The following is a 22,190-nucleotide window of genomic DNA, read 5'->3' as shown; positions in this document are numbered from 1 at the left end:
AAAACGCCGGATTCGTCCGGCGTTTTTTATTTGCGCCGCTGCCTGCGCCCGAATCCACTACAATACGGATAACAGAACTTTTCCAGAGACTAGTAAGCGCTATGCGTCGCCCATCCAAAGAATCGCCACACAAACTCACTGCCGACAGCCAGCGCCTCGTAACCCTTGCCCAGGCCGTTGGCCAGGCAGCCAGCCGCCTCGAAGAGCGCAGCTGGGAGCATGGCCTGGACCTGCAACTGCAGAAGCTGCTCAAGACCGGCCACCAGGACACCATCGACGCAGCCTTGAACGGCCTGTTCCGCGAAGACCTGAACGCCTACGACGTGCTGATGGACAGCGTGGAAGCGGTCAGCGAGTCCGGCACCATCACAGTGGAAGCGGACGGCGCCAGCACCCAGTACGACGTGCTGCTGGTGGCCGCGCCCATCCTGGCCTGGACCCGCTTCTCGATCGCCTCGGGCCCGATCCCGGCCGACGTGCTCAACACCCTGTCGGCGCACTTCTCGGCCCACCTGCTGGCCGACGGCACGCACATGGCCATGGCCTCCATGCTGTATTCCATCGACCAGCTGCCGCGCAGCCACGCCGAGGCCTACAGCAAGACCCACAAGCTGGCCCAGGCCGCGCTGAAGGGCGTGGCGTTCAAATCGGAAGCCAAGGCGCCGGACACCGCGCCTTTCCTGGCCGACACGCGCTACCTGCTGGTGGCCGTGGTGGCGCCGCACGGCGGCCCGGTGTTCCGCTGGCAGATGCCGGCGCTGCAGTCGAACTTTGCCGAGGAGCGCAAGGCCGCGCTGGAACAATGGCGCGTGCAGGCGCTGCCGACCGTGAACCGTTTGCTGCCGGGCTGCGGCGTCGAGCTGCTGCTGCCGGAAGCGTACTACATGGCCTGCCGCGAGGCGGACAAGCTGATCCGTCCAGTCTCGATCCGCGCCGCCGTGCACTACCTGACGCACACCCTGTCGGTGGAGCCGTCCGAACTGCGCGCCGTGATCGCCGGCTTCGGCGAGGAAGCGGCCGACGGCCAGATCGACGAGTACCGCGTCGCCTTCACCCCGCGCCAGAGCGCGGACGTGGTGTACGGCGTGGTGTGGCCGCTGTACGGCCAGGAGGACGAGGAAGGCACGCCGCCGGAAGGCCCGATCTCGGGCAGCATTGCCGAGCTGCTCAAGCCGCGCACGCCGGTGGAGGAGATAGTCGAGCACCTCAACGCGCTGGGCGTGACGCAGGTGAAGAAGCTGGGCGAGCGTTACGTGTCCGAGTATTGCGACGACTGCGGCGCGCCGCTGTTCGCGGACCCGACGGGCGAGCTGGTGCATGCAGAGATGCCGGAGGATACGCCGGCCGGGAACGAGCACTTCCACTGAGCACGCGGCGGCGGATTACGCGGGGCGCGCCCCGCTAATCCGCCCTACGCACAGAGCATAAAACCCTCGTGAGAGGGTTTTATTTTTTCTGGGGCTGTTCGGGCCGCAGCTCAGGCGCCGCAGCCGGGACATAGATGACGATGGGCTGCACCGTTTGCAGCCCCGCCGGAGCTGGCTGCGCCTTCTCCTGCTTCAAGGTGTTGGTTATCCCAACGAACAAGCCGCCAAAACCGATAAACAGGCCGATAATGGTCGCCAGTGTCCAGCGCGCCACATCGGCGCGCAGGGCTTCCATGTCGGCCTTGGTTGCCAAGGTCGGCATGATGGCGTCTATGCGCGCGGCAAACTCTTTCCAGTCGTTCTCCATCCCTCCAGTTTAGGATGGAAAACAGGGCCTACCAAGCGGAGTATGGGTGCTTGATCAGGTTGGAGTTGAGGTAGCGCATATCGTGCGTGACTTCTTCTCCGGCCCAGTCCGGCTTGTCGAAAGGCTGGTCTTCGGACGGCAGCTCGATCTCCGCCACCACCAGCCCGGCGTTCACGCCCAGGAACTCGTCCACTTCCCACACGAAGCCCGCGTACGGGATGCGGCGGCGGTATTTCTCGATGATGGGCTGCTCGCACAGCTTGTCGAGGAACTCCTGCGCGTCCGCCATCGGGATCTCGTATTCCCACTCGCCCCGGCTGGCGCCCACGTTCTTGCCCTTGATGGTCATCACCGCGCGCTGGCCTTCGATGCGCACGCGCACCACGCGCTGCGCGTGCGAGGACAGATAGCCCTGGCGCAGCAGCACGGGTTCGCCCTGCTGCATCCAGGCGTCGCTGGTGACCAGGAACTTGCGTTCGATCTCGACGCCCATGGTCAGTCGTCCAGCGACAGCAGGATGGGCTGCAGGATGGCGCGGCCCAGCGCGGCACTGCGCGCGCCGTTCCAGCCCACGTAGGCGTCCGGCAGGTCGGCGTTGTCCTTGAACGGCATTTCCAGGGTCAGCGCCAGGCACTTGAAGTGGTGGCCGATGTACTTGGAGGCCAGCGTCAGCATGTCCTCCTTGTACTTGCTGGCGGCATAGCCGTACTGATCCTGGAAGTCCGGGCTGGCGTTCTTGTAGCGCTCGATGAACGCCTTTTGCGCGGCAGCCTGCTCCGGCGTGAAGTTTTCCAGCATCTCGTTGCCGGCCACGAAGTTGTATGGCAGCGCCTCGTCGCCGTGGATGTCGAAGAACATGTCGACGCCGGTTTCGTGGATCTTGTTTTTCACGCACAGCACTTCAGGCGAACGCTCCAGCGACGGCGTCATCCATTCGCGGTTCAGGTTGGCGCCTGCCGCGTTGGTGCGCAGGTTGCCGCGCACCGAGCCGTCCGGGTTCATGTTGGGCACGATGTAGAAGCAGCAGCGCTGCAGCAGCTTGCGCGAAATCGGATTGGCGTCGTCCAGCAGCGCATCGACCAGGCCTTCGACGAACCATTCCGCCATCGACTCGCCGGGGTGCTGGCGCGCGATGACCCAGATCTTCTTCTCCGCTTCCGGGGCGCCGATGACGACCAGGTTCATGTCGCGGCCGTCCACCGTGGAGCCCAGGTCCAGCACGCGCGCAGCCGGATTCTCGGCCACTTCGCCCAGCAGGCGCAGGTGGCGCTCCCACGAATACGGCTCGAAGTAGGCGTAATAGACGCTGTCCAGGTCCGGCGTGTGCTTGATGGTCATGACTTCGCCGTCGAAGGAGGTCGGCACGCGGAACCAGTTTTCGCTGTCGTAGCTGGCCACGGCGTTGTAGCCCTCGTAGCCCTTGGCGTAGGTGGCCTGGCCGGCGTTCAGGAAACGCATGGTGACGGCCTGGCCGCGCGCGCCCTGCAGGCGGAAATGGAACCACTGGCGGATATCGGCCGCGTTGTCGTCGCGCAGCTTCAGTTCTATGGTGGCGGCGCTGTCGGCGCGCACCACGTCGATGGCGCCGGAGTCGAAGTTCTGGCTGATTTTGATGGTCATGGCGGTCCTGTGTAGATAGATCCAAGACCGCTATTTTAAATGATGCGGCGGCGGAGCATGGCGGGTTACGTGCCTAACCCGCCCTACGGGCCCCGGAGCCGCCGCACACGTAGGGCGGGTTAGCCGGCACGGCGTAACCCGCCGCGCCGGCTAGTCCACGTTGCGGCCGCGCGCCTTCAGGGCGGCGCGCACGCCGGCGCCATAGGCCGGGTCGGCCAGGTCGAAATGCCCCAGCTGGCGCTGGATGATCTCGTCGCTCACCTGGCTCATGGGACCGGCCAGGTTGTTGAACAGGTTGTGCCGCTCCTGCGCCGGCATCAGGCGGAACAGGTTGCCGGCCTGGGTGTAATCATCCTCATGCCCGCGGCCATCGTAGCGCGCAGCCGCCCCTTGCAGCGCCAGTTCCGGTTCGCCGTGCCCCAGCCCCTTGCCATGGATGCCGCCCGCCTCCACCGCCGAGTAGTTCTGCGCCGAGCCGCCGTTGCTGATGGCCATGGCGCCGTCGCGCTGCTGGTTGTGGAAGGGGCAGCGCGGCGCGTTCACCGGCAGGTGCTGGTGGTTGGTGCCCACGCGGTACAGCTGCGCGTCGTGGTAGGCGAACAGACGCGCCTGCAGCATCTTGTCCGGCGAGTAGCCCATGCCCGGCACCACGTTCGACGGCGACAGCGCGGCCTGCTCCACCTCGGCGTGGTAGTTGACCGGGTTGCGGTTCAGCTCGAACACGCCCACCGGCTGCAGCGGGAAGTCGCCGTGCGGCCAGACCTTGGTCAGGTCGAACGGATTCCAGCCGGTGCGCTCGCCCCACGCCGCCAGTTCGGCATCGGTGGCGACCTGGATCTTCACGTCCCACTGCGGAAACTCGCCGGCCGCGATGGCGCCGAACAGGTCGCGCTGCGCGTAGTCCGGGTCCGTGCCGGCGATGCGGGTGGCCTCGGCCGCGCTCAGGTTCCTGATGCCCTGGCGCGTCTTGAAGTGCCACTTCACGTATACGCGCTGGCCCGCTTCGTTGATCAGGCTAAAGGTGTGGCTGCCGAAGCCGTCCATGTGGCGGTAGCCGTCGGGCGTGCCGCGGTCCGAGAACAGCATGGTCACCTGGTGCAGGCTTTCCGGCGCCTTGCTCCAGAAGTCGAACATCATGGTGGGCGATTTCAGGTTGGTCTGCGGGTCGCGCTTCTGGGTGTGGATGAAGTCGGGGAACTTGATGCCGTCCTTGATGAAGAACATGGGAGTGTTGTTGCCCACCAGGTCCCAGTTGCCTTCCTCGGTGTAGAAACGCACCGCGAAGCCGCGCGGATCGCGCTCGGTGTCGGCGCTGCCCTTCTCGCCGCCCACGGTGGAGAAGCGCACGAAGGTCTCGGTCTGCTTGCCGATGGCGGAGAACAGCTTGGCCTTGGTGTAGCGGCTGATGTCGTGCGTGACGGTGAAGGTGCCGTAGGCGCCGGAGCCCTTGGCGTGCACCACGCGCTCGGGGATGCGCTCGCGGTTGAAATGCTGCAGCTTCTCGATCAGGTGGAAGTCCTGCAGCAGCACCGGACCGCGCGGGCCGGCGGTGATGGAATTCTGGTTGTCGGCGACGGGGATGCCGGACGCGGTGGTGATGGCGGTGGTGCCGGTGGGCTGCGGTGGCTGCTGGCTCATTGCTTGCTCCTCAAGAATGTTGTTCGGTGTGAATTCATTCTAGAGAAGCCAGCAACATTTATAAAGATAATTGATTTTATCGATTCAATAGTTTTATATAATCATGGAGCCCTGTTCGCGGTAGCGCGCATGCCAGCTGTAGGCTTTTTCCAGCACGTGCGGGGTCTGCCCGCCCCGCAGCAAGGCTTCTTCCAGGTAGGCGCGCAGCTGGGGCCGGTAGTCCGGGTGGGCGCAGCGCTCGATAATCAGGGGCGCGCGCTCGCGCGGCGCCAGGCCGCGCAGGTCGGCCAGGCCCCATTCGGTGACCAGCACGTCCACGTCGTGTTCCGTGTGGTCGACGTGCGGCGTCATCGGCACCACGCTGGAGATGGCGCCATCCTTGGCCACGGATTTGCTGACGAAGAAGGACAGGTGGCCATTGCGCGCAAAGTCGCCCGAGCCGCCGATGCCGTTCATCATGTGGGTCCCGCCCACGTGGGTGGAGTTCACGTTGCCGTAGATGTCGAACTCCAGCGCCGTATTCAGCGCGATGACGCCAAGGCGCTTGACCAGCTCCGGGTGGTTGCTGATCTCCTGCGGGCGCAGCACGATGCGGTCGCGGTAGCGTTCAATGTCGCGCAGGAAGCGCTCGTGCATGGCGGCCGACAGGGTGATCGACGAGGCGGACGCCATGGCCAGCTGGCCCGAATCCAGCAGTTCGATCGCGCTGTCCTGCAGCACCTCCGAGTACATGGACAGGTTGCGGAACGAGGAGCCGGTGAGGCCGTGCAGCACGGCGTTGGCGATGGTGCCGATGCCCGCCTGCAGCGGCAGCAGCTCCGGCCCCATGCGCCCCGCCGCCACCGCGGCCTCCAGGAAGGCGATGATGTGGCCGGCGATGGCCTGGGTTTCCGCGTCCGGCGGCAGCACGTTGGAGGGGCTGTCCGGGCTGTCGGTGATGACGATGGCGGCGATGCGCGCCGGATCGATATGGATGGTGGAAGCGCCGATGCGCTGGCCGGTGCTGGTGAGCGGAATCGGCTCGCGGCCGGGGCGCCGCGCGGGCAGATAGATGTCGTGCAGGCCTTCCAGCGCCAGCGGCGCGCTCAGGTTGATTTCGATGATGACCTGCGCGGCCTGTTCGGCGAAGCTGGCCGAGTTCCCGACCGACATGGTGGGCACGATGCCTGCGGCATCGCCCTGCCGCGTGATGGCCACCGCTTCGATGACCGCGATGTCCACCGGCTTCAGGCCGCCGCCGCGCAGCTGCTCGGCGGTTTCGGAAAGGTGCTGGTCGATGAACATCACCTCGCCGCTGTTGATCTTCCGGCGCAGCGCGGCGTCGGACTGGAACGGCATGCGGCGCGCCACCACGCCTGCATTGGCCATCAGGCCGTCGCTGTCGCTGCCCAGCGAGGCGCCGGTGATCAGCGTCAGCGCCAGCGGCTCGCTGCGGGCGCGCTCCACCAGCGCCAGCGGCAGCGCCTTGGCGTCGCCGGCGCGGGTAAAGCCGCTCATGCCGACGGTCATGCCGCTGCGGAACAGCCGCGCGGCGTCGGCCGCCGTCATTATCCTGTCCATCAGCGCCGGCAGGCGAATACGGTCTTCATGCATGATGTGCTCCAGATCATTTATGGTTTGGGTGGGACCAGTATAGAATCGGGAATTCATGCATTGCATGACTTAAATTCTTCAACTCCAGTCGAAAAATTCATGGATATCCGTTCACTGCGCTACTTCATCGAAACCGCCCGCCTGAGCAGCTTCACGCAAGCCGCCGAGGCGCTGCACGTCACCCAGTCGACCATCAGCAAGATGGTGCGCCAGCTGGAGGATGAAGTGGGCGCGCCGCTGCTGGTGCGCGATGGCCGCCGCCTCACGCTGACCGACACCGGCGCCGTGGTTTACGCGCGCGGCGAGGAAATGCTGGCCACCTTGCGCCAGCTGCAGCTGGAGGTGCGCGACACGCAGGCGCGCCAGCGCGGCACGCTGGCGATCGGCATCCCGCCCATGATCAACCTGCTGTTCACGCCCGTGCTGAAAGCCTTCCGCGAGCGCCATCCCGGCATTGCGCTCGCGCTCAGCGAAGACACCGGCCAGGCCATCGAACGGCAGGTGGCGGCGGGCGAACTGGAGCTCGGCATGACGGTGCTGCCGGCCGACGCCGCGCTGGTCCTGCAGGCCGAGCCCATCGCCAGCTATCCGCTGTACGCGCTGGCGGCCGCCGGCACCTTCCAGCGCAGCCGCCGCACGCTGCGGCTGAAGGAACTGGCCGGGCTGCCGCTGGTGCTGCTGAAGGACGATTTCGCCTTGACGCGCGCGCTGCGCAACGCCTTCGCGGAGGCCGGCATCAGCCCCGCCATCGCGGCGCAAAGCGGACAGTGGGACTGGCTGGTGGAAATGGCCTCGGTCGGCATCGGCGTGGCGCTGGTGCCGGAACCCTTCGTGCAACGGCTGGCCGGCGAGCGCCTGCACGCGGTGCGCATCGTGGAGCCGGCACTGGCATGGGATGTGGCCCACGTGTGGAACGGCCGCTACCTGTCGCACGCGGCGCGCGCGTGGCTGGAAGTGTGCCGCGATGTGCTGGGCCTTAAAAGTCCTCGTGGATCGCCACGCCTTCGATAGGATCGACCACGCTGTCCCACGGCCGCGCCGCCAGCGCGCGCTGGGTGTCCTCGTAGCCGGCCTTCCAGCGGTGGTGGATGCCGCCGGCGGTGAAGTCGATGTCCTTGGTGTGGTCCTCGCTGTCCAGGCGCGGCGCCTTCAGCATCACGATGTGCATGCGGCTGCCGCAGCCCCAGCTGGACAGCTCGCGCGCTTCCGGGCTGCGCCGCACCTCGGCCGGCAACTGCAGGGTGAGCTGGCGTATCACGTGCCGCAGGCGGTGCATGCGGCGCTGCTGCTCGATATTGGCGACGCGGCTGGCGTACTGGATCTCCTTGTGCTTTTCCAGCACATCGAGCACGCTTTGCGGCTCCTTGCCGTCCGGGTTCCACACTTGCACCGAGAAGATCACCGAGTCGAGCCGGGGCTCGTCGTCCAGCACCGCCTCGATCGGCGTGTTCGAATAGATGCCGCCGTCCCAGTAAGGTTCGCCGTCGATGCGCACTGCGGGAAACGCGGGCGGGATCGCGCCGGAGGCCATCACATGCTCCACGCACAGCGCCTCTTTCTTGCTGTCGAAGTAGCGCATCTCGCCGCTGCGCGCGTTCACCGCGCCCACCGTGAAGCGGGTGCCGTTGCTGTTCAGGTAGTCGAAATCGACCAGCATGCTTAACGTCTTATGCAGCGGGCCGGTGCGGTAGAAGGACGCGTTTTCCACGCCCACTTTGGCGTTCGGGTTCCACCAGGTGGCCGGGTTCAGCGCGAAAAAGGCCGGTATGCCCTGCGACATGGTGAGCGCGTTGGCTAACTCGCGCGGCATGCCGGGATACAGGGCCGAGTGCTGCTCCATCATGGCCCAGAACTGGCGCAGCCGCTCCACCCGCCGCGCCGGCGGATTGCCGGCAATGATGGCGCCGTTGAGCGCGCCGATGGAGGTGCCGATCACCCAGTCCGGCTCGATGCCCGCTTCGTTCATGGCCTGGTACACGCCCAGCTGGTAGGCGCCCAGCGCGCCGCCGCCTTGCAGTACGAGCACAACTTGTCCGGGCATTGCCGCTGCGTTGGGTTTCACTTGCTCTCCGTGTGAGGGGGTATAAGCTGATTGTACCCAATGTCAACCGAACAGCGGTTTGCAGCGGAAATCGCTATCATTGCAGTGCACAAAAAACGGAGCCATTATGCACACACAACAGCCTCAGCGCAGCAACCAGATCCTGGCGCGCCACGTCGACGAAGGCCTGACCATCGATAGCCGCATCGGGGCAGCCAATGCCTGGGCCTACATGCTGCACAAGGCCGTCCCGGCCGGGGTGATCACGCGTGTTCTCGCCTACCCCGAGCAGCGCCGGCGCGGGTGATCAGGAAACTTTTGCATCGCAGCAGAAATATTGTGAAATTGCAATTATTAATCAAGCGACATGCCGGCTAATTTCGTGCTAAGGTGAGCCCAGATACGCAATCGCTCTGGGAGTCACCATGCACACTGTATTGAAGAAAACCCTGCTCGCGCTAATGCTGGCAGGGGCCGCTACCGGCACCGCACGCGCTGCGGATATTTTGTACCAAGCCGGCAACAAGGCGATGCTGCCGCCGTTGCCCGGCGAAGCGAACTACCTCAACGAAGCGGACCTGATCAGCCTGGCCAACGCGGCGCCCGCCGCCAGCGCCGCGCAAGCACAGCCCGCTCCCCTCAGTCCCATTCCCGAACCGCCCGTGTACATCATGCTGTTGATAGGCGTGGGCCTGGTCAGCCTGGTAGCGCGGCGCTCGATGCCGCCGCCAAAATTCAGTACAGAAACATAAGTCCCCGGAGCACCTTCGCGCCAAGGCAAAAATGCTGGACGCCCGTTCCAATCAATCGGCGGCGATGCGGCGCAGCTGCTCTTTGTCATACGCCGGCTGGTTGGTCATGTCGCCCCCTTCGGGCAAATTCTCTTTGTCTTCGTCCGGCGCCGGCTCGCCCGGGATCTTGGCCGGCGGGACGGGCTGTTGATCGATGTTACCGGTGTGGGGTGCTTGGTTGACTGCCATGGTGCCTCCTTGATGGGTTGATTGCCATCGTAGCGAGGCGGCGGCGCGGATCGTGTCAGCCGCCGTATGCTGGTCTTGTAGGACTGATCCTGGCCAGCAGGCGAAAACCGTGCAACCGTGCTCGCGCCCCTCGATCAGCAGCCTTCGACTCCGGCTTGCCCCGCCCTGCCCCGGCTCGCCCCTTTTCGTTCGATCCCGCGAGCGCTTTCCTCTACCCTGGCTTCGTCAAGCACTGCCGGAGGACGGCCCGATGAAAAGAAGAACCCTGCTGAAACTGGCGGCGCTGCCACTGGCACCGGCCACGCTGCGCCCCGCGCCCGCCAGCGCAACCGCCCCGCAAACCGGCCTGCGCGCCCGCGTCCGCCCCGGCGATCCAGGGTGGCCGTCGGCGTCCAGCTGGGCTGGCTTGCGCCGTAGCGTGACCGGCAAGCTGACCAGACTTGCCCCCTTCTTTGCCGGCTGCCAGGCTGCGAAGACCAGCCCCGCCTGCACCACCGCGCTGGCCCGCCTTGCCAACACCTTCGAGATCGGCGACCAGCCCGCCCTGACGCAGACCAGCGGCTGGATCGACGCATGGACCTCGCAGCCCAGCGCCTATGCGCTGGCCGCCGAAAACACGGCCGACGTGGCGGCCGCCGTCAACTTCGCCCGCACGCACAAGCTGCGCCTGGTGGTCAAAGGCGGCGGCCACAGCTACCAGGGCACCTCGGACGCGCCCGATTCGCTGCTGGTGTGGACCCGCCGCATGAACGACGTGCGCCTGCACGACGCCTTCGTGGCGCAAGGCTGCGCGGATGCGCCGCAGCCGGCGGTCAGCATGGGCGCCGGCGCCATGTGGATCGACGCCTACGACGCCGTCACCACGCGCGGCGGGCGCTACGTGCAGGGCGGCGGCTGCACCACGGTGGGTGTGGCCGGGCTGGTGCAAAGCGGCGGCTTCAGCAATTTCTCGAAGAACTACGGCACGGCGGCGGCCGGACTGCTGGAAGCGGAAGTCGTCACCGCCGACGGCCAGGTGCGCATCGCCAACGCCTGCACCAACCCGGACCTGTTCTGGGCGCTCAAAGGCGGCGGTGGCGGCAGCGTCGCCGTGATCACGCGGCTGACCTTGCGCACGCGCGAACTGCCGGCCACGTTCGGCGCGGTCTTCTTCAAGGTCAAAGCCTCGTCGGAACAGGCGTACCGCGAACTGATCGCCCGCCTGGTCGCCTTCTACGCCAGCGCGCTGTTCAATCCGCACTGGGGCGAGCAGATCTCCTTCAACGCCGACTCGGTCGACGTCTCGCTGGTGTTCCAAGGACTCAGCCAGCAGCAGGCCGATGCCGTCTGGACGCCGCTGCTCGAGTGGCTGCGCGCGCGGCCCGGCTACGTTTTCGACAAACCCTACCAGTCGCTCGCCCTGCCCGCCCGGCACTTCTGGGACGCGGACTTCTTCCGCAAGAATGCGCCCGGCTTCATGGTGCCCGACCGGCGGCCCGGCGCGCCGGCCCACCACGCGCTGTGGAAAGGCGACCTGGAGCAAGCCGGCTGGTACATCCACGGCTACAAGTCCGCGTGGATGCCCGCATCGCTGCTGCAAGCGGACCGGCAGGCCGCGCTGGCGGACGCCATCTTCCGCGGCAGCCGCCTGTGGCAGCTGGGCTTCCACTTCAACAAAGGCCTGGCAGGCGCGCCGGCGGCAGAAATCGCAGCGGCGCGCGACACCGCCATGAACCCCGGCGCGCTGGACGCTTTCGCGTTGCTTATCGTCGCCGGCGGCGAAGGGCCGCAATTCCCCGGCATGCCGGGCAGCGGCCCGCACCAGGCGCACGCAAGAAACCGCGCCCGCCAGATTGCAAAGGCCATGGACGAAATGCTGAAAGTGGCGCCAGGCGCCGGCGCCTACGTGTCCGAGAGCGATTATTTCCAGTCCGACTGGCAGACCGCCTTCTGGGGCAGCAACTACCGGCGGCTGGCGCAGATCAAGCAGAAATACGATCCGCAAGGCTTGTTCTTCGTCCACCACGGCGTGGGCAGCGAGCGCTGGAGCAGGGACGGGTTCACGCCCAACACCTGAATTATCATTATTGCCACACCATGAAAACTGGAGTAGGCTGGAAGTTCGAAACCGAAATGCGCACACCGTTTGCGACAAACTCTCACGTTGCAAGTGGCGCAGAAAAACCCTGCTCCAAGGAGACTTTCGCATGAAAATAGGAAGCAAGATTACCTGCGGCCACGGCGCTGGCACCTTGGGCTGTTTCGTCGTAAAAACCGGAGAGAGGAGTCTCTTCGCGATCATTTCCAAGCATGTTGCCGCGGCAGGCGATGGCGCCGTTTTTTACGGGACCACGCAAGTTGGACACGTCGTGCAGCGGACGGACGATGATCTGGATGCCGCGCTGGTCAAGCTGACCAGCTACGGCACCAGCCTGGTCAAAGAGGATAGCTTCACGATCAAGAGAGACAACAAAATTCTCACACTGGACACCGTGTTCGACCCACCGCCATATCGCAATACGACGCAGGAATTACCGAACTACTACCAGGCCATGCATCTGATGGTATGGCACTGCGGCGCCACGTCGCAAGCCTACGCCGAAGCGATGAACGTGGATACCTTCGCATTTAACTCACAGTTCGGTGTGATTGCCATCGCGGACATGATGAGGGGCAGCTATATCTTCCAGGAACGCCACAATCGCCCCGGGGATTCCGGCGCGCCCATCTACATGGACACGGGAGCGCTGGTCGGCTTTAACGGAGGCGGCGCCAAAGCGTCGCTGGACGCCCAGACCATGGGCGTCAATGCAACGGCCGGCGGCTTTTACCGGCTGGCGGCGGATGTGTTTGCCGACCTGGGCGTGAGCTTGGCAAGCTGGGCCAACCGCCAGGCATGGCAGCCACACCAGCAGACAAGGCAGGGCTTCGTCAACCCGCTGTATCGCCCATCCGGCGCGACCCCGGAAAACTCTTCCTTTAAGTAGGAACTATGCACACGCGGCTTGATGGCCTGAAATGAAACAACTGGCCAAGGCCGGTTTCGCTACACGGCTTTACGAAAGCCCTTGCGCGCGAAATCGGCCCGGCCGGCGCCAAACGGCAGCAAGGTCCCTTCTGCCTCTGAGAAATTTATAGCGAGTACACAAGTTAGTCTGCCGGAAGGGCAACATGACTGGCGGCCGCTTGCTCTTCTCTGCAAGACGAGCCCGGCCAGGTTGCGAGCGCCTGATCGGCAACTGCCATCAGCTTTTCACGACTGAAACCCGCCTTCGCCTGTAAAGCCATACCGTGCATCACCGCCATCACGAATGCCGCCAGCGCGTCAGGGTCAGCATTGGGCGGCAAGTCGCCTTCCTCCTTGGCGCGCTCGAAGCGTGCGCGCAGCCGGCTCTCTCCTGCGGCGCGAAATTCGACCAGCGCCTGGCGTACGGGTTCCGATTCGTCCGATCCGGCCACCGACCCGTTAATGCCCAGGCATCCCGTCCGCTCCAGGTAACGCGTGTTCAGTTCAAGCGACCTATGCAATAGATGAGCAACCACTTCTCGCGAGGTTGGCATTGCAAGTGCTTCCGGGATGTGGTCCATATAGCGCTCGGAGTACCGTTCGAGCGCCCGTCGAAACAGCACTTCCTTGTTTCCGAATGCCGAATACAGTGCAGGCCTCTGAACGCCGGCCGCCTCGGTCAGGTCAGCATAGGAAGCACCCTCATAGCCCTTCCGCCAAAAAACGTCCAGCACGGCGTCGAGAACTTTCTCCACGTCATATTCACGATGGCGTCCCATCAGATTTCCCCATTTCAATAATGATCGTTACGAAACCGCTTGACATGCGATCGAAGAATTATATAACATCCGTTACAGTAACGATCGTTATCGTAACTATCGTTACTAATTAAAAGGAATTTCATGTCCCAACAATTGAAGGGTAAGGTCGCGCTGGTTACAGGGGGTTCTCGTGGGCTGGGCGCAGTGACGGCCGAAGCGCTGGCAGACCAGGGCGCCGACGTGGCAATAAGCTATGTCGCATCTAAAGAAAAGGCTGACATAGTGGTCGAGCAATTGCGAGCCAAAGGCGTTCGCGCACTGGCGATCCGCAGTGACCAAGGCGATACGTCTGCTGCCAAACCGTTAATTGACCAGGTAGTCGCGCATTTCGGCCGACTCGATATCCTCATTAATAACGCGGCCATCGCTGTACAGGGGAAGACGGTCGATGCTCCAGACCTCGACACCGTTAACCTGGATCGTCAGTGGCGAATCAACGTCATGGGTGCCGTGGCAACTACGCGCGCCGCAGCACCGGTCCTGTCGAACGGCGGCCGCATCATCTTCATTGGCTCACTTCTGGGCACACGCGTTCCATTTGCGGGCGCTGCGGATTATGCGGGCACGAAAGCGGCGGTCGCCGGATACGCGCGCGGCGTCGCCCGGGACCTTGGCGGACGCGATATCACCGTAAACGTCATCCAGCCCGGCGTCATGCCGACCGACATGGCGGCAGCCGTGCTAGGCGACACCATCCCCCCTGCACTGCTCGACCTGCATCCAATTCGCCGCATTGCCACACTTGAAGAGGTGTCGGCAATGGTCTGTTTCCTGGCGGGGCCGCAAGGCGGCTATATCACCGGCGGTGTTCACGATGTTGCTGGCGGATTGGGCATCTGACGAGCGACAGGCAGCACGCTCAACTATTTCAAGCAAACGAAATGAAGGAAACGAAATGACGGACAAATTTATTGCCACATCGACTGCCGACGACGTCCTTGCCGGCATCGACCTGAAGGGCAAGCGCTTCCTGATCACAGGCGTATCCTCGGGCATCGGACGAGAAACAGCGCGCGCACTGGCGGCGCGCGGAGCCACCGTGGTCGGTACGGTCAAGGACTCCGCAAAAGCGGTATCTGCCACAAGCGCTATCCGTGAAGCGGCAGCGCAAGGCGGCGGAACCCTAAAACTCGTCGCGCTTGACCTGGCTTCTCTGCAAAGCGTGCGCGCTTGCGCAGACCAGTTGCTGGCAGAAAGGGCTCTGTTCGATGCCATTATCGCGAACGCTGGCGTCATGGCAACGCCGTTCGGCCACACGGTCGACGGCTTTGAAACACAGCTCGGCATCAACTATCTTGGTCACTTTGCGCTGGTTAACCAGCTCGTACCACTGTTCGCAAAGGACGCGCGGCTGGTAGTCCTGTCCTCCCAGGCACATCGCGTCGCCGACATCGACCTGGTCGACCCAAATTTTGAACTGCTGGAATATCAACCATTCGTCGCCTACGGTCGCTCGAAGACTGCCGTCATGCTGTTCGCTGTGGAGTTTGATAGGCGACATCGCGAGCATGGCATCCGCGCTACGTCGGTTATGCCGGGAAATAGTCTGACAGACTTGCCGCGCAATTTCTCGGCGCAGGAATTGCAGGGACTGTTCGAAACCGTGGGCAAAGCGCGCGCTGAAGCGGGACTGCCACCGGGACAGCTGAAAACCATTGGGCAAGCGGCCGCCACGTCAGTCTGGGCTGCGGTTGTCGCTGAAAAAGACGTCATCGGTGCGCAGTACCTCGAGGACTGCGCTGTCGCGCCCGTCAACGACTCGCCTAATCCATTTGCAGATGGTGTGCGTTCCTACGCGCTCGACGCCGGCAAGGCTCGGCAGTTATGGAAGTTGAGCGAAGACCTGACGAAGTCCATCTAAATCCGCAGGGATGGGCAGGATCATTCCTGCCCAATATCTCCAACATAAGGAGCGTTACCGTGACAACCATCGGCATCATCGGCGCAGGCGAAGTCGGCAGCCAAATTGCGCGTGCAGCCATCGCCCATGGCTACCAGGTAGTTATCGCGAATTCACGCGGCCCCGAAACTCTCGACGATCTCATCGCCGAACTCGGTCCACTGGCACGGGCGGCCACGGCCAAGGATGCCGCCCTGGCCGGAGATTTCGTCGTCGTTGCGGTCCCCCTCAAGATGGCGAACAATATGCCTGCAGATGAGCTTGCCAACAAGATTGTGATCGACACGAACAACTACATGATCTGGCGCGACGGGAATTATCCCCTTATCGACGCCGGTCTAAAGACCGAGCACGAACTCCGTCAGGAACAATTGCCGCGGTCTAAGGTAGTGAAAGCCTTTACAACTATCCAGGCGCCGCGGATTACCACTTGGGGAAAACCAACCGGCGCCCCCGATCGCACCGCGCTGGGGGTATCGAGCAATTTCCCGGAAGCGGTGGCGCTAGCAACCCGCCTGTACGACCAGTTCGGATTCGATGCTGTAGAACACAGCCCACTCAGTGAATCCTGGCGCAACGGTCCCGGCCAACCTGCATGGAAGCAGGAGCACCAAACGCGATCCGAGCTTGTGGCAAACCTTGCCAAGGCCCGACCTATCGCCGGGTAACAGCCGAAAGAAGTCTTGCAGTAGAACGGGACCGCGCTGACCGGCGGTGATTGAGTTCTGATTGGCGGCAACGGGAATGCCTGAGGCAATAGTGATATTCGCGAACGACCTAAACTAGCCTTTTAAAAACATGCACCCGGGCCGGCCGGGCGCACCCGATGCATTACGCGCGTAGAAACGCCAGCAGTTCTGCGTTAAGGCGGTCCTTGTGCGTCTGTGGCAGGCCGTGGCCAGCGCCTTCGTAGACGCTCAGCGTGCCCTGGGGCAGCATGTCGACGGCGCGACGTGCGGTCGTCGATAGGGGGACGATCTGATCGTCATCTCCATGGATGACCAGGGTCGGAATCGTCATTTTCTTCAAGTCGGCCGAAAAATCGGTTTCGGAGAACTGCTTGATACAGGCATAGGCACTGCGCAGGCTGCAGCGCATCCCTTGCAGCCAGAAGGTCTGGCGCAGGCCTTCCGATACTTTCGCACCCTCACGGTTGAAGCCGTAGAACGGTGTCGCAAGGTCGAGGAAGAATTGTGCGCGGTCAGCTTTCACACCCTCGCGGATGCCGTCAAAGACAGACATCGGCACGCCTTCCGGATTGGCGTCTGACTGCATCATCTGCGGTGTTACGGCGCCGATCAGGACGGCCTTGCCAACCCGATCAGTGCCATGGCGGCCGATGTAGCGCGCCACCTCGCCGCCGCCGGTCGAATGGCCGACCAGCATGGCATTTGTCAAGTCCAGGGCCTCGATCAGCGTGCCCAGGTCGTCGGCGTAGGTATTCATGTCGTTCCCATGCCAGGCTTTACTCGAGGCACCGTGGCCGCGGCGGTCGTGCGCGACCACGCGGTAGCCATGCTCGGCCAAGAACATCATCTGGTCTTCCCATGCGTCCCCTTGCAGCGGCCAGCCGTGGCTGAATACCACCGGTTGCCCATGGCCCCAGTCGGTGAAGTGGATGATGGAGCCGTCTTTCGCAGTGACGGTGTTGATGCTTCGATTGCTTGTCATGATTGTCCTTTCGGATACGGTGGATAAATTGGAAGGTGACGCCAGCCCAGCGTCTCCGGCAGCGTTGAACGTACGCCGCTCCGTGACGCCTCAGCGTGCGACGCACTGGTGCACTGAGTGGCCTTTACCACTCCTATTGATGATCAAAATTCGATTCAGCGTGGCGCCCGCCAACCGGTCCATGCTTTTTCGTTGCCGGGGCAACACCTACGCGTACTCGACCAGCGAGAGCGAGAGTGCAAGCGCTAATCGCAGCTGCTACCAGTCCTGAATTAACGTAGGTAATTGCCACTGGCGTTGCCCGAGTCCAGACCTGGTTCAGGACGCAGAAAATTGCCAAGGTCTGGAAAGGAAGCCAACGAGCAGGGGGTGGCGCTAACGCATCTTCGGTGCTGACATCCGCCCGCGGTTCCAGCGCTGCATTCGAGGGGGAAAATTCATTAAACGATCTACGTGGAACAGACGAATCTCGACGTTCATGATCGTCGATACGCGAAATGTACTTCACATCGTTCTCCTTTGTTTACCGTTCCACTCACAACACGGTATCGCTGTTGTGCATGCACGAATGTCCTTGTGGCCGAGCTGCCGCCAAGTGGTCAAAGCCAAAGCAGCAATCCAGGACCTGAACGATAACTACCCGGGGCCAGCGCAACAATGACTGTTAATGCGCTGAGTAGATCAATTTTATGACTCGACCTTCGGTGCAATCGGCGGTAAAAGCCGTGTCCCGACTTTGACCCGAGGTGCTCCGGTCGAGCAACAAAATCGTGCTGTAGTAAGCAATAATGATCAGTGACTGGACTGGACCGAGTAATTAACATCCTCCCGATTCGCAGCCAAGCCACATGAGGAATTCTTGCTATGTCAGACGTGATCGAACTTCCTGAAAATATCGCTGGGTTCACTTGCGCTATGGGTAGTTGGAACGGTATTCAGGTCGAACGCCACGCCTATACCTGTACAGGCAGAGTTTTGTTTCCAGTTGAGCGCCCCCTGAATTTGACGTGGATTAACGCTCAATTCGAAGAAGTTGGACAAGGAACTTTGGAGGCCAGATTAAGGCAAGATATTCCCAACCCACTCCCCTACAAGCCGCGTTCATTGTTCATCGCGCCGGCGGACATGGAGGTTTGGGGGTACAGTGGGCATACGACAGCCCTCAAGTGTGCCACGATCAGCTTCGACGTGGCCTTACTGCAGGAGCGGCTGGGAATCTGTGCATCGATGAGGGTAGTTGATGCTCCCCGGTTCCGGTTCTCGAATGACCAGGTATGGACCATGATCAAGTTGCTAAGCGATACGCTAGAGGACAATGATCCGACGGCGCAACTTTACGGGGACTCGCTTACTGCCGCGATTGCAGCAAGAATCTTCGAGCGGCCGAAAGAAGTAAAGGGCAGCGAGGTCAAGCTCTCGGCCGCCCATCTCAACGATGCACTGTGCTACCTCGAGGCGAGGATGCCCAAGAAAGTCGAACTGGCCGAACTGGCGAAGCTTGCTGGGCTGTCGCAATCGCATTATTGCCGTGCCTTCAAAGCCTCTACTGGCATGGCGCCATATCAGTGGCAACTACAGGCTCGTATTGACCGCGCCAAGTTCCTATTACTGAACACCAATCGTTGCCTGCAAGAGATAGCGGACACTACTGGCTTCGCCGACACTGTGCATTTCGGGCGTACGTTCCGTAAGATGACTGGCGCCAGCCCAGCTGCGTGGCGGACGGACATGTTGACATAGAGGCGACCGCTAGTTTATGGCGAATACCTGAGAGAGAACATGTCGACGTCTCGCGCCCAAGCTTTTATTCGAAGATCGAACACGACTGGGTCTGTAGTCCAATACCCATGTAGTCGCGTGTGGTTGAAGCCTTAGCGAGCTCGTCGAGCGTTTGTCATCGCTGCTGCACGTCAAAACAGATGTGCTTTCGCACAACACCCGTTCACAGTTGACAGGTATCGCTGCCAGGTACCTAGCTTGACGCATTATGAACGGGCGTAATATATTGACGCGCAAATTGCGTCGGGAGGAGAACCATGGCCGCTGTATCTGAAGTCCCCGAAAACCTGTTGGCCAGTACCACTCGGCGCGACTGGGTCGGAGCTCTTGTAGAAGTTACCGAATACAACTGCAACGGAGAGGTCCTGCACCAACTTCCACACAGCGACAAGACCCGCTTGAGTGTCATCGTCGAAGAGGTAAGCAAATACCGGTGCGAACCTCGTGAAAACCGCTTGCTGAAATGCCCGCACGAATCGCGGCCCCGCGATATGACTTTCATGCCAGCGGGTCTTGAGGTCTGGGGTTACAGTGCCGATGTGCTCTACGCGAAGGATGTGCATATTACGCTGGACCTCAAGCCGTTCGCAGAGCAACTGCAGATCAAGCCAGACGCTGACTTGGCAAGTGTGCCAAAGCTTCGTTTCACCGACGATCGCATTTGGCATCTCGTGCGCCTGCTAGCTGAGGTCATTGAAGATCCGGATCCATCTGTGCAGCTGTATGGTGATTCGCTGATTACCGCCATCGCCAGTCGCTTGCTCAGCAGTGCCTCAATATCGAACAAGAAGTCGGTCGGTTTGTCGAACATGCAGCTGAAAGACGCCATGGGCTTTCTCGACGCACACATGCCCAATCGCGTGGAGCTTTCGACACTTGCGCGTCTGGCGGGCATGTCTCCGTCGCACTACTGCCGAGCCTTCAAGGCGGCCACAGGTTTTGCGCCTTATCAATGGCAACTCAACAAACGCATCGAGCGGGCGAAGTGTATGTTGCTGGAGACTAATTTTTCGCTGGATCGTATTGCAGAGGCAACCGGTTTTGCTGACTCAGTCCATTTCGGCAGGACGTTTCGCAAGCTTACACAAGCAAGCCCAGGTGCATGGCGTCTTGACCGGCAGAGCTGACAGGCCGTTGTTTCCATGGCTGAGGAGTGGCGCCGCAGGCGCCCCACGTATCGCCGAACTACTCTTTAAACACCGGGACAGTCCCCCCTGGCGTATGGCGATCTCCCGCAGCGACCAGCAGCTTGCGCAAGCGCTCGATGTTCGCCTCACCCTTGTCCAGCGATTGTTCGGACGTGTGGACCGAGTAGTTACCGAGATGAAGCTCGAACGGGTGCTCGACAGCGCTGCCAATCACAAACACGGCCGGCGCATCCGGGCCAGCTTGAAGAGTGACCGCCTGCTCGCCTGCCTCAAAAATTACAAGCTCGCCGGCTCCTGCTCGAGCCGGTCCAACGAGTTCACCGCTCGCCATGGCAAGCCAGGCGACTCTCTGGCCCGCAGCTGGGGAAAACGTCCATCGCGCGCTTGCCGGCAGCGACACCAGCAGGTAAGTCACACCCGCGGGCGAGCGGGCCGGGCTGCTCTGCCCTTCATAAGAACCCAGGATTACACGCGCGGGACCTGCCGTCGGTACGTTTTTGGCTTCGACGTACTGGCTATCGACTGCTTCATGCTCGAGCTCGCGTCCCAGAGCGAGCCACAGCTGGAACCCCTTGGCCCGTTGCGACGTGCCTGCCGACAGTTCCTTGCCGTGCCACACGCCAGCGCCGGCGCGCATCCACTCGAAGCCGCCAAAGCCGATATGACCAGTGCCGTCAGTCGGGTCGTCGAAGCGCAGGTCGCCGTCGGTGACGATCGTGATCGTTGCAAGGCCGGAATGAGGGTGTATTGAGAACTGAGACGCGCGGTCGCGCAGGTCAATGTCAAACAGGTCAAGGAACACGAAGGGCTTGAGCATATGACCCAGATCCGACGGGCTCATGAGCCGAGTAACTTGCCCATGGGTGTCGCCTCGCGTACGAAGCACGACACCGCGATGGAGCAAGCCAGAGGTGGGCACCTCGGTCGACACTGCTTTGGTGCTTGTAAATTCGGGGAGTGGCGATGGCGTTTGGGTTTCCGGTTTCACGGCGTTTCCTAAATTGTTAACAACGATCCGGTGCCGGCTTTTCGAGCCTGCATCGCAGAGGCAACTTCAGCCACGCCGAACGACTACCCGGCGTGGCTGAAGCCATCGAGTGACCTTCGCAAGCGAAGACCCATCAAGGCGGCTAATTATTTAGCGGCTTGGGAAGCCGCCGCCAGCAGTTGCACTTCCCATGCATAGGCAATGCCGCTGCCGCCGCCATGTTCACGCACCACCTCGGTAAAGGGCACCGCTGTATCAGCCCGCGCCCAGTCGCGCTGCCATTCAGCACACACGGCCATCCAAGTGATGGGGACAGCGCCTGCTTGCACCATGCGGCGCACGGCCATTTCATGCGCCTCGGCCGAAACGCCACCCGAAGCGTCCGTTACGATGAACACGTCGTAACCTTCGCCCAGCGCCTGGATCGCGGGCATGGCCAAGCAAACCTCGGTCCACAGCGCGGCCAGGATCAGTTGCTTACGGCCGCTCTTTTGGACGATGTCCGTGACGGCCGGGTCTTCCCAGGTATTGATGAATGTGCGATCGATCGGCTTTTGATCGGGATACACATCCTGCAACGCCTTGATCAGGTAGCCGCCACGCTCTTCCATGACTGTTGTGAGAATCGTGGGCACGTTGAAGACCTTCGCCGCTTTGGCGAGACCCACCACGTTATTGGAGACGAGCGTGGGCTCGTGGCTGTGCAGGTTCGCGAACTGATAGGGTTGGTGATCGATCAGGACAACGATGCTGTCTTGGGGGCGCAGTAACGCTTGCAGGCCGGTCTTGGTCATGGTGAGTCTCCAGTAAAAAGAGCGTTTTAACGCTGTTGAGGAATGTCGATTGAGGCTTTCACGCAGCACCCGGACAAACTCACAACCGGTGCGTACGATCGGCATTCCAATCCCCTTGTACGCATCTCATGCGGGTTTACCCTGGTGCGGCACTGCTAGCCGACGGAAGCCATGGTGCCGGTTAAGTTGGCGCGGGTCACTGATCGATATTGCTGGCGATAGTCCAAATCGCTCACATCGTTTGGATAGCCAGGCACAGCCGCGAAGCGTAGGTGAGGAAATATCTGTCGCGTACTCCGAAAGTGCGATGCACGCTGCGCATTCGCCCCTCTGCCAATCAAGCCATGGGCCGGAAGGTACGGACAGGCGTCATAAGAAAGGCCCGAGCTATGCTCATGATGGTGACGAGCAGGCGAAGTTGGGACCGCCGATTCAGCAAAACAAGACTACTGATCGCATCTTTAGACAGTGCACTCGGCCGGCACTGCGGCGAAACT

The 22,190-nt window shown here is 62.2% G+C and carries 22 protein-coding genes; 11 read left to right on the top strand and 11 right to left on the bottom strand.

The genetic code is table 11. The features are described from left to right. Positions 1–101 precede the first annotated feature (101 nt). Positions 102–1,367 (top strand): DUF2863 family protein, encoded by a 1,266-nt coding sequence (locus ASC94_RS12145; RefSeq protein ID WP_056394788.1) that lies wholly within the window; start codon positions 102–104, stop codon positions 1,365–1,367. Positions 1,368–1,446: 79 nt separating this feature from the next. Here ASC94_RS12145 and ASC94_RS12140 read toward each other — a convergent pair whose 3' ends face one another. The 5 genes from ASC94_RS12140 to ASC94_RS12120 form a co-directional block, all read right to left on the bottom strand. After that, entirely contained in the window at positions 1,447–1,734 is a 288-nt protein-coding gene (locus tag ASC94_RS12140; RefSeq protein ID WP_056394787.1) for a hypothetical protein, read from the bottom strand. 28 nt (positions 1,735–1,762) lie between these two features. Continuing rightward, positions 1,763–2,227, bottom strand: coding sequence for a CYTH domain-containing protein (locus ASC94_RS12135; protein WP_056394784.1), 465 nt, complete (start codon positions 2,225–2,227; stop codon positions 1,763–1,765). 2 nt (positions 2,228–2,229) lie between these two features. Beyond that, the gene (locus ASC94_RS12130; RefSeq protein ID WP_056394782.1) at positions 2,230–3,354 is read right to left on the bottom strand and encodes a M14-type cytosolic carboxypeptidase; all 1,125 of its coding nucleotides are present in this window, start codon (positions 3,352–3,354) and stop codon (positions 2,230–2,232) included. A 150-nt stretch (positions 3,355–3,504) separates the two neighbouring features. Further along, positions 3,505–4,992: a catalase gene (locus ASC94_RS12125; RefSeq protein WP_056394780.1), complete on the bottom strand. Its 1,488-nt coding sequence runs from the start codon at positions 4,990–4,992 to the stop codon at positions 3,505–3,507. 93 nt (positions 4,993–5,085) lie between these two features. Next, the gene (locus ASC94_RS12120; protein ID WP_056394778.1) at positions 5,086–6,585 is read right to left on the bottom strand and encodes an acetyl-CoA hydrolase/transferase family protein; all 1,500 of its coding nucleotides are present in this window, start codon (positions 6,583–6,585) and stop codon (positions 5,086–5,088) included. Between the two features lie 99 nt (positions 6,586–6,684). Between ASC94_RS12120 and ASC94_RS12115 the strand changes: the two genes are divergently transcribed. Then, positions 6,685–7,596 (top strand): LysR family transcriptional regulator, encoded by a 912-nt coding sequence (locus ASC94_RS12115; RefSeq protein ID WP_056394776.1) that lies wholly within the window; start codon positions 6,685–6,687, stop codon positions 7,594–7,596. Here the strand turns inward: ASC94_RS12115 and ASC94_RS12110 are convergent. Beyond that, positions 7,562–8,626, bottom strand: coding sequence for a patatin-like phospholipase family protein (locus ASC94_RS12110; RefSeq protein ID WP_056394774.1), 1,065 nt, complete (start codon positions 8,624–8,626; stop codon positions 7,562–7,564). The two genes, ASC94_RS12115 and ASC94_RS12110, sit on opposite strands and share 35 nt — an antisense overlap. Positions 8,627–8,753: 127 nt before the next feature. Between ASC94_RS12110 and ASC94_RS12105 the strand changes: the two genes are divergently transcribed. Both ASC94_RS12105 and ASC94_RS12100 read left to right on the top strand, forming a co-directional pair. Further along, complete coding sequence (locus ASC94_RS12105) at positions 8,754–8,933, top strand: hypothetical protein (protein WP_056394772.1); 180 nt, start codon at positions 8,754–8,756, stop codon at positions 8,931–8,933. Positions 8,934–9,051: 118 nt separating this feature from the next. Then, on the top strand, positions 9,052–9,378 hold the full coding sequence (locus ASC94_RS12100; RefSeq protein WP_157201397.1) for a PEP-CTERM sorting domain-containing protein: 327 nt from the start codon (positions 9,052–9,054) through the stop codon (positions 9,376–9,378). Positions 9,379–9,429: 51 nt separating this feature from the next. On the opposite strand, the gene ASC94_RS32505 is transcribed toward ASC94_RS12100, so the two are convergent. Then, complete coding sequence (locus ASC94_RS32505) at positions 9,430–9,606, bottom strand: hypothetical protein (protein WP_157201396.1); 177 nt, start codon at positions 9,604–9,606, stop codon at positions 9,430–9,432. Between the two features lie 250 nt (positions 9,607–9,856). On the opposite strand from ASC94_RS32505, the gene ASC94_RS12095 reads away from it, so the two are divergent. Next, positions 9,857–11,662, top strand: a complete 1,806-nt coding sequence (locus ASC94_RS12095; RefSeq protein WP_056394768.1) for an FAD-binding oxidoreductase — start codon at positions 9,857–9,859, stop codon at positions 11,660–11,662. A gap of 130 nt (positions 11,663–11,792) precedes the next feature. Beyond that, a complete protein-coding gene (locus ASC94_RS12090; protein WP_056394767.1) occupies positions 11,793–12,572 on the top strand; it encodes a hypothetical protein in 780 nt (259 codons plus the stop codon). A gap of 163 nt (positions 12,573–12,735) precedes the next feature. Here the strand turns inward: ASC94_RS12090 and ASC94_RS12085 are convergent, their stop codons facing one another. Then, a complete protein-coding gene (locus ASC94_RS12085) occupies positions 12,736–13,371 on the bottom strand; it encodes a TetR/AcrR family transcriptional regulator (RefSeq protein WP_056394764.1) in 636 nt (211 codons plus the stop codon). 123 nt (positions 13,372–13,494) lie between these two features. Here ASC94_RS12085 and ASC94_RS12080 point away from each other — a divergent pair, with 123 nt between their 5' ends. From ASC94_RS12080 to ASC94_RS12070, 3 genes are read left to right on the top strand one after another with little or no spacing between them, the layout of a single operon-like run. Then, complete coding sequence (locus ASC94_RS12080) at positions 13,495–14,253, top strand: SDR family NAD(P)-dependent oxidoreductase (protein ID WP_056394762.1); 759 nt, start codon at positions 13,495–13,497, stop codon at positions 14,251–14,253. Positions 14,254–14,308: 55 nt separating this feature from the next. Next, the gene (locus ASC94_RS12075; protein WP_056394759.1) at positions 14,309–15,274 is read left to right on the top strand and encodes an SDR family NAD(P)-dependent oxidoreductase; all 966 of its coding nucleotides are present in this window, start codon (positions 14,309–14,311) and stop codon (positions 15,272–15,274) included. Then, positions 15,238–15,981 (top strand): NADPH-dependent F420 reductase, encoded by a 744-nt coding sequence (locus tag ASC94_RS12070; protein WP_082616434.1) that lies wholly within the window; start codon positions 15,238–15,240, stop codon positions 15,979–15,981. The genes ASC94_RS12075 and ASC94_RS12070 overlap by 37 nt, the downstream gene beginning before the upstream one ends. 163 nt (positions 15,982–16,144) lie before the next feature. On the opposite strand, the gene ASC94_RS12065 is transcribed toward ASC94_RS12070, so the two are convergent. After that, the gene (locus ASC94_RS12065; RefSeq protein ID WP_373888112.1) at positions 16,145–16,966 is read right to left on the bottom strand and encodes an alpha/beta fold hydrolase; all 822 of its coding nucleotides are present in this window, start codon (positions 16,964–16,966) and stop codon (positions 16,145–16,147) included. Between the two features lie 882 nt (positions 16,967–17,848). Between ASC94_RS12065 and ASC94_RS12060 the strand changes: the two genes are divergently transcribed. Both ASC94_RS12060 and ASC94_RS12055 read left to right on the top strand, forming a co-directional pair. Next, a complete protein-coding gene (locus ASC94_RS12060) occupies positions 17,849–18,724 on the top strand; it encodes an AraC family transcriptional regulator (RefSeq protein ID WP_157201395.1) in 876 nt (291 codons plus the stop codon). Positions 18,725–19,020: 296 nt separating this feature from the next. After that, a complete protein-coding gene (locus tag ASC94_RS12055; RefSeq protein WP_056394755.1) occupies positions 19,021–19,890 on the top strand; it encodes a helix-turn-helix domain-containing protein in 870 nt (289 codons plus the stop codon). Positions 19,891–19,948: 58 nt separating this feature from the next. On the opposite strand, the gene ASC94_RS12050 is transcribed toward ASC94_RS12055, so the two are convergent. Both ASC94_RS12050 and ASC94_RS12045 read right to left on the bottom strand, forming a co-directional pair. Continuing rightward, positions 19,949–20,797, bottom strand: a complete 849-nt coding sequence (locus ASC94_RS12050) for a pirin family protein (protein WP_267875104.1) — start codon at positions 20,795–20,797, stop codon at positions 19,949–19,951. Positions 20,798–21,045: 248 nt separating this feature from the next. After that, positions 21,046–21,693: a hydrolase gene (locus ASC94_RS12045; protein WP_056394753.1), complete on the bottom strand. Its 648-nt coding sequence runs from the start codon at positions 21,691–21,693 to the stop codon at positions 21,046–21,048. Positions 21,694–22,190 lie beyond the last annotated feature (497 nt).

The organism is Massilia sp. Root418, from assembly GCF_001425265.1.
Taxonomy (GTDB): domain Bacteria; phylum Pseudomonadota; class Gammaproteobacteria; order Burkholderiales; family Burkholderiaceae_D; genus Rugamonas.
The sequence above is the reverse complement of the archived record's forward strand: the minus strand, read 5'-3'. Positions and strand labels throughout refer to the sequence as shown.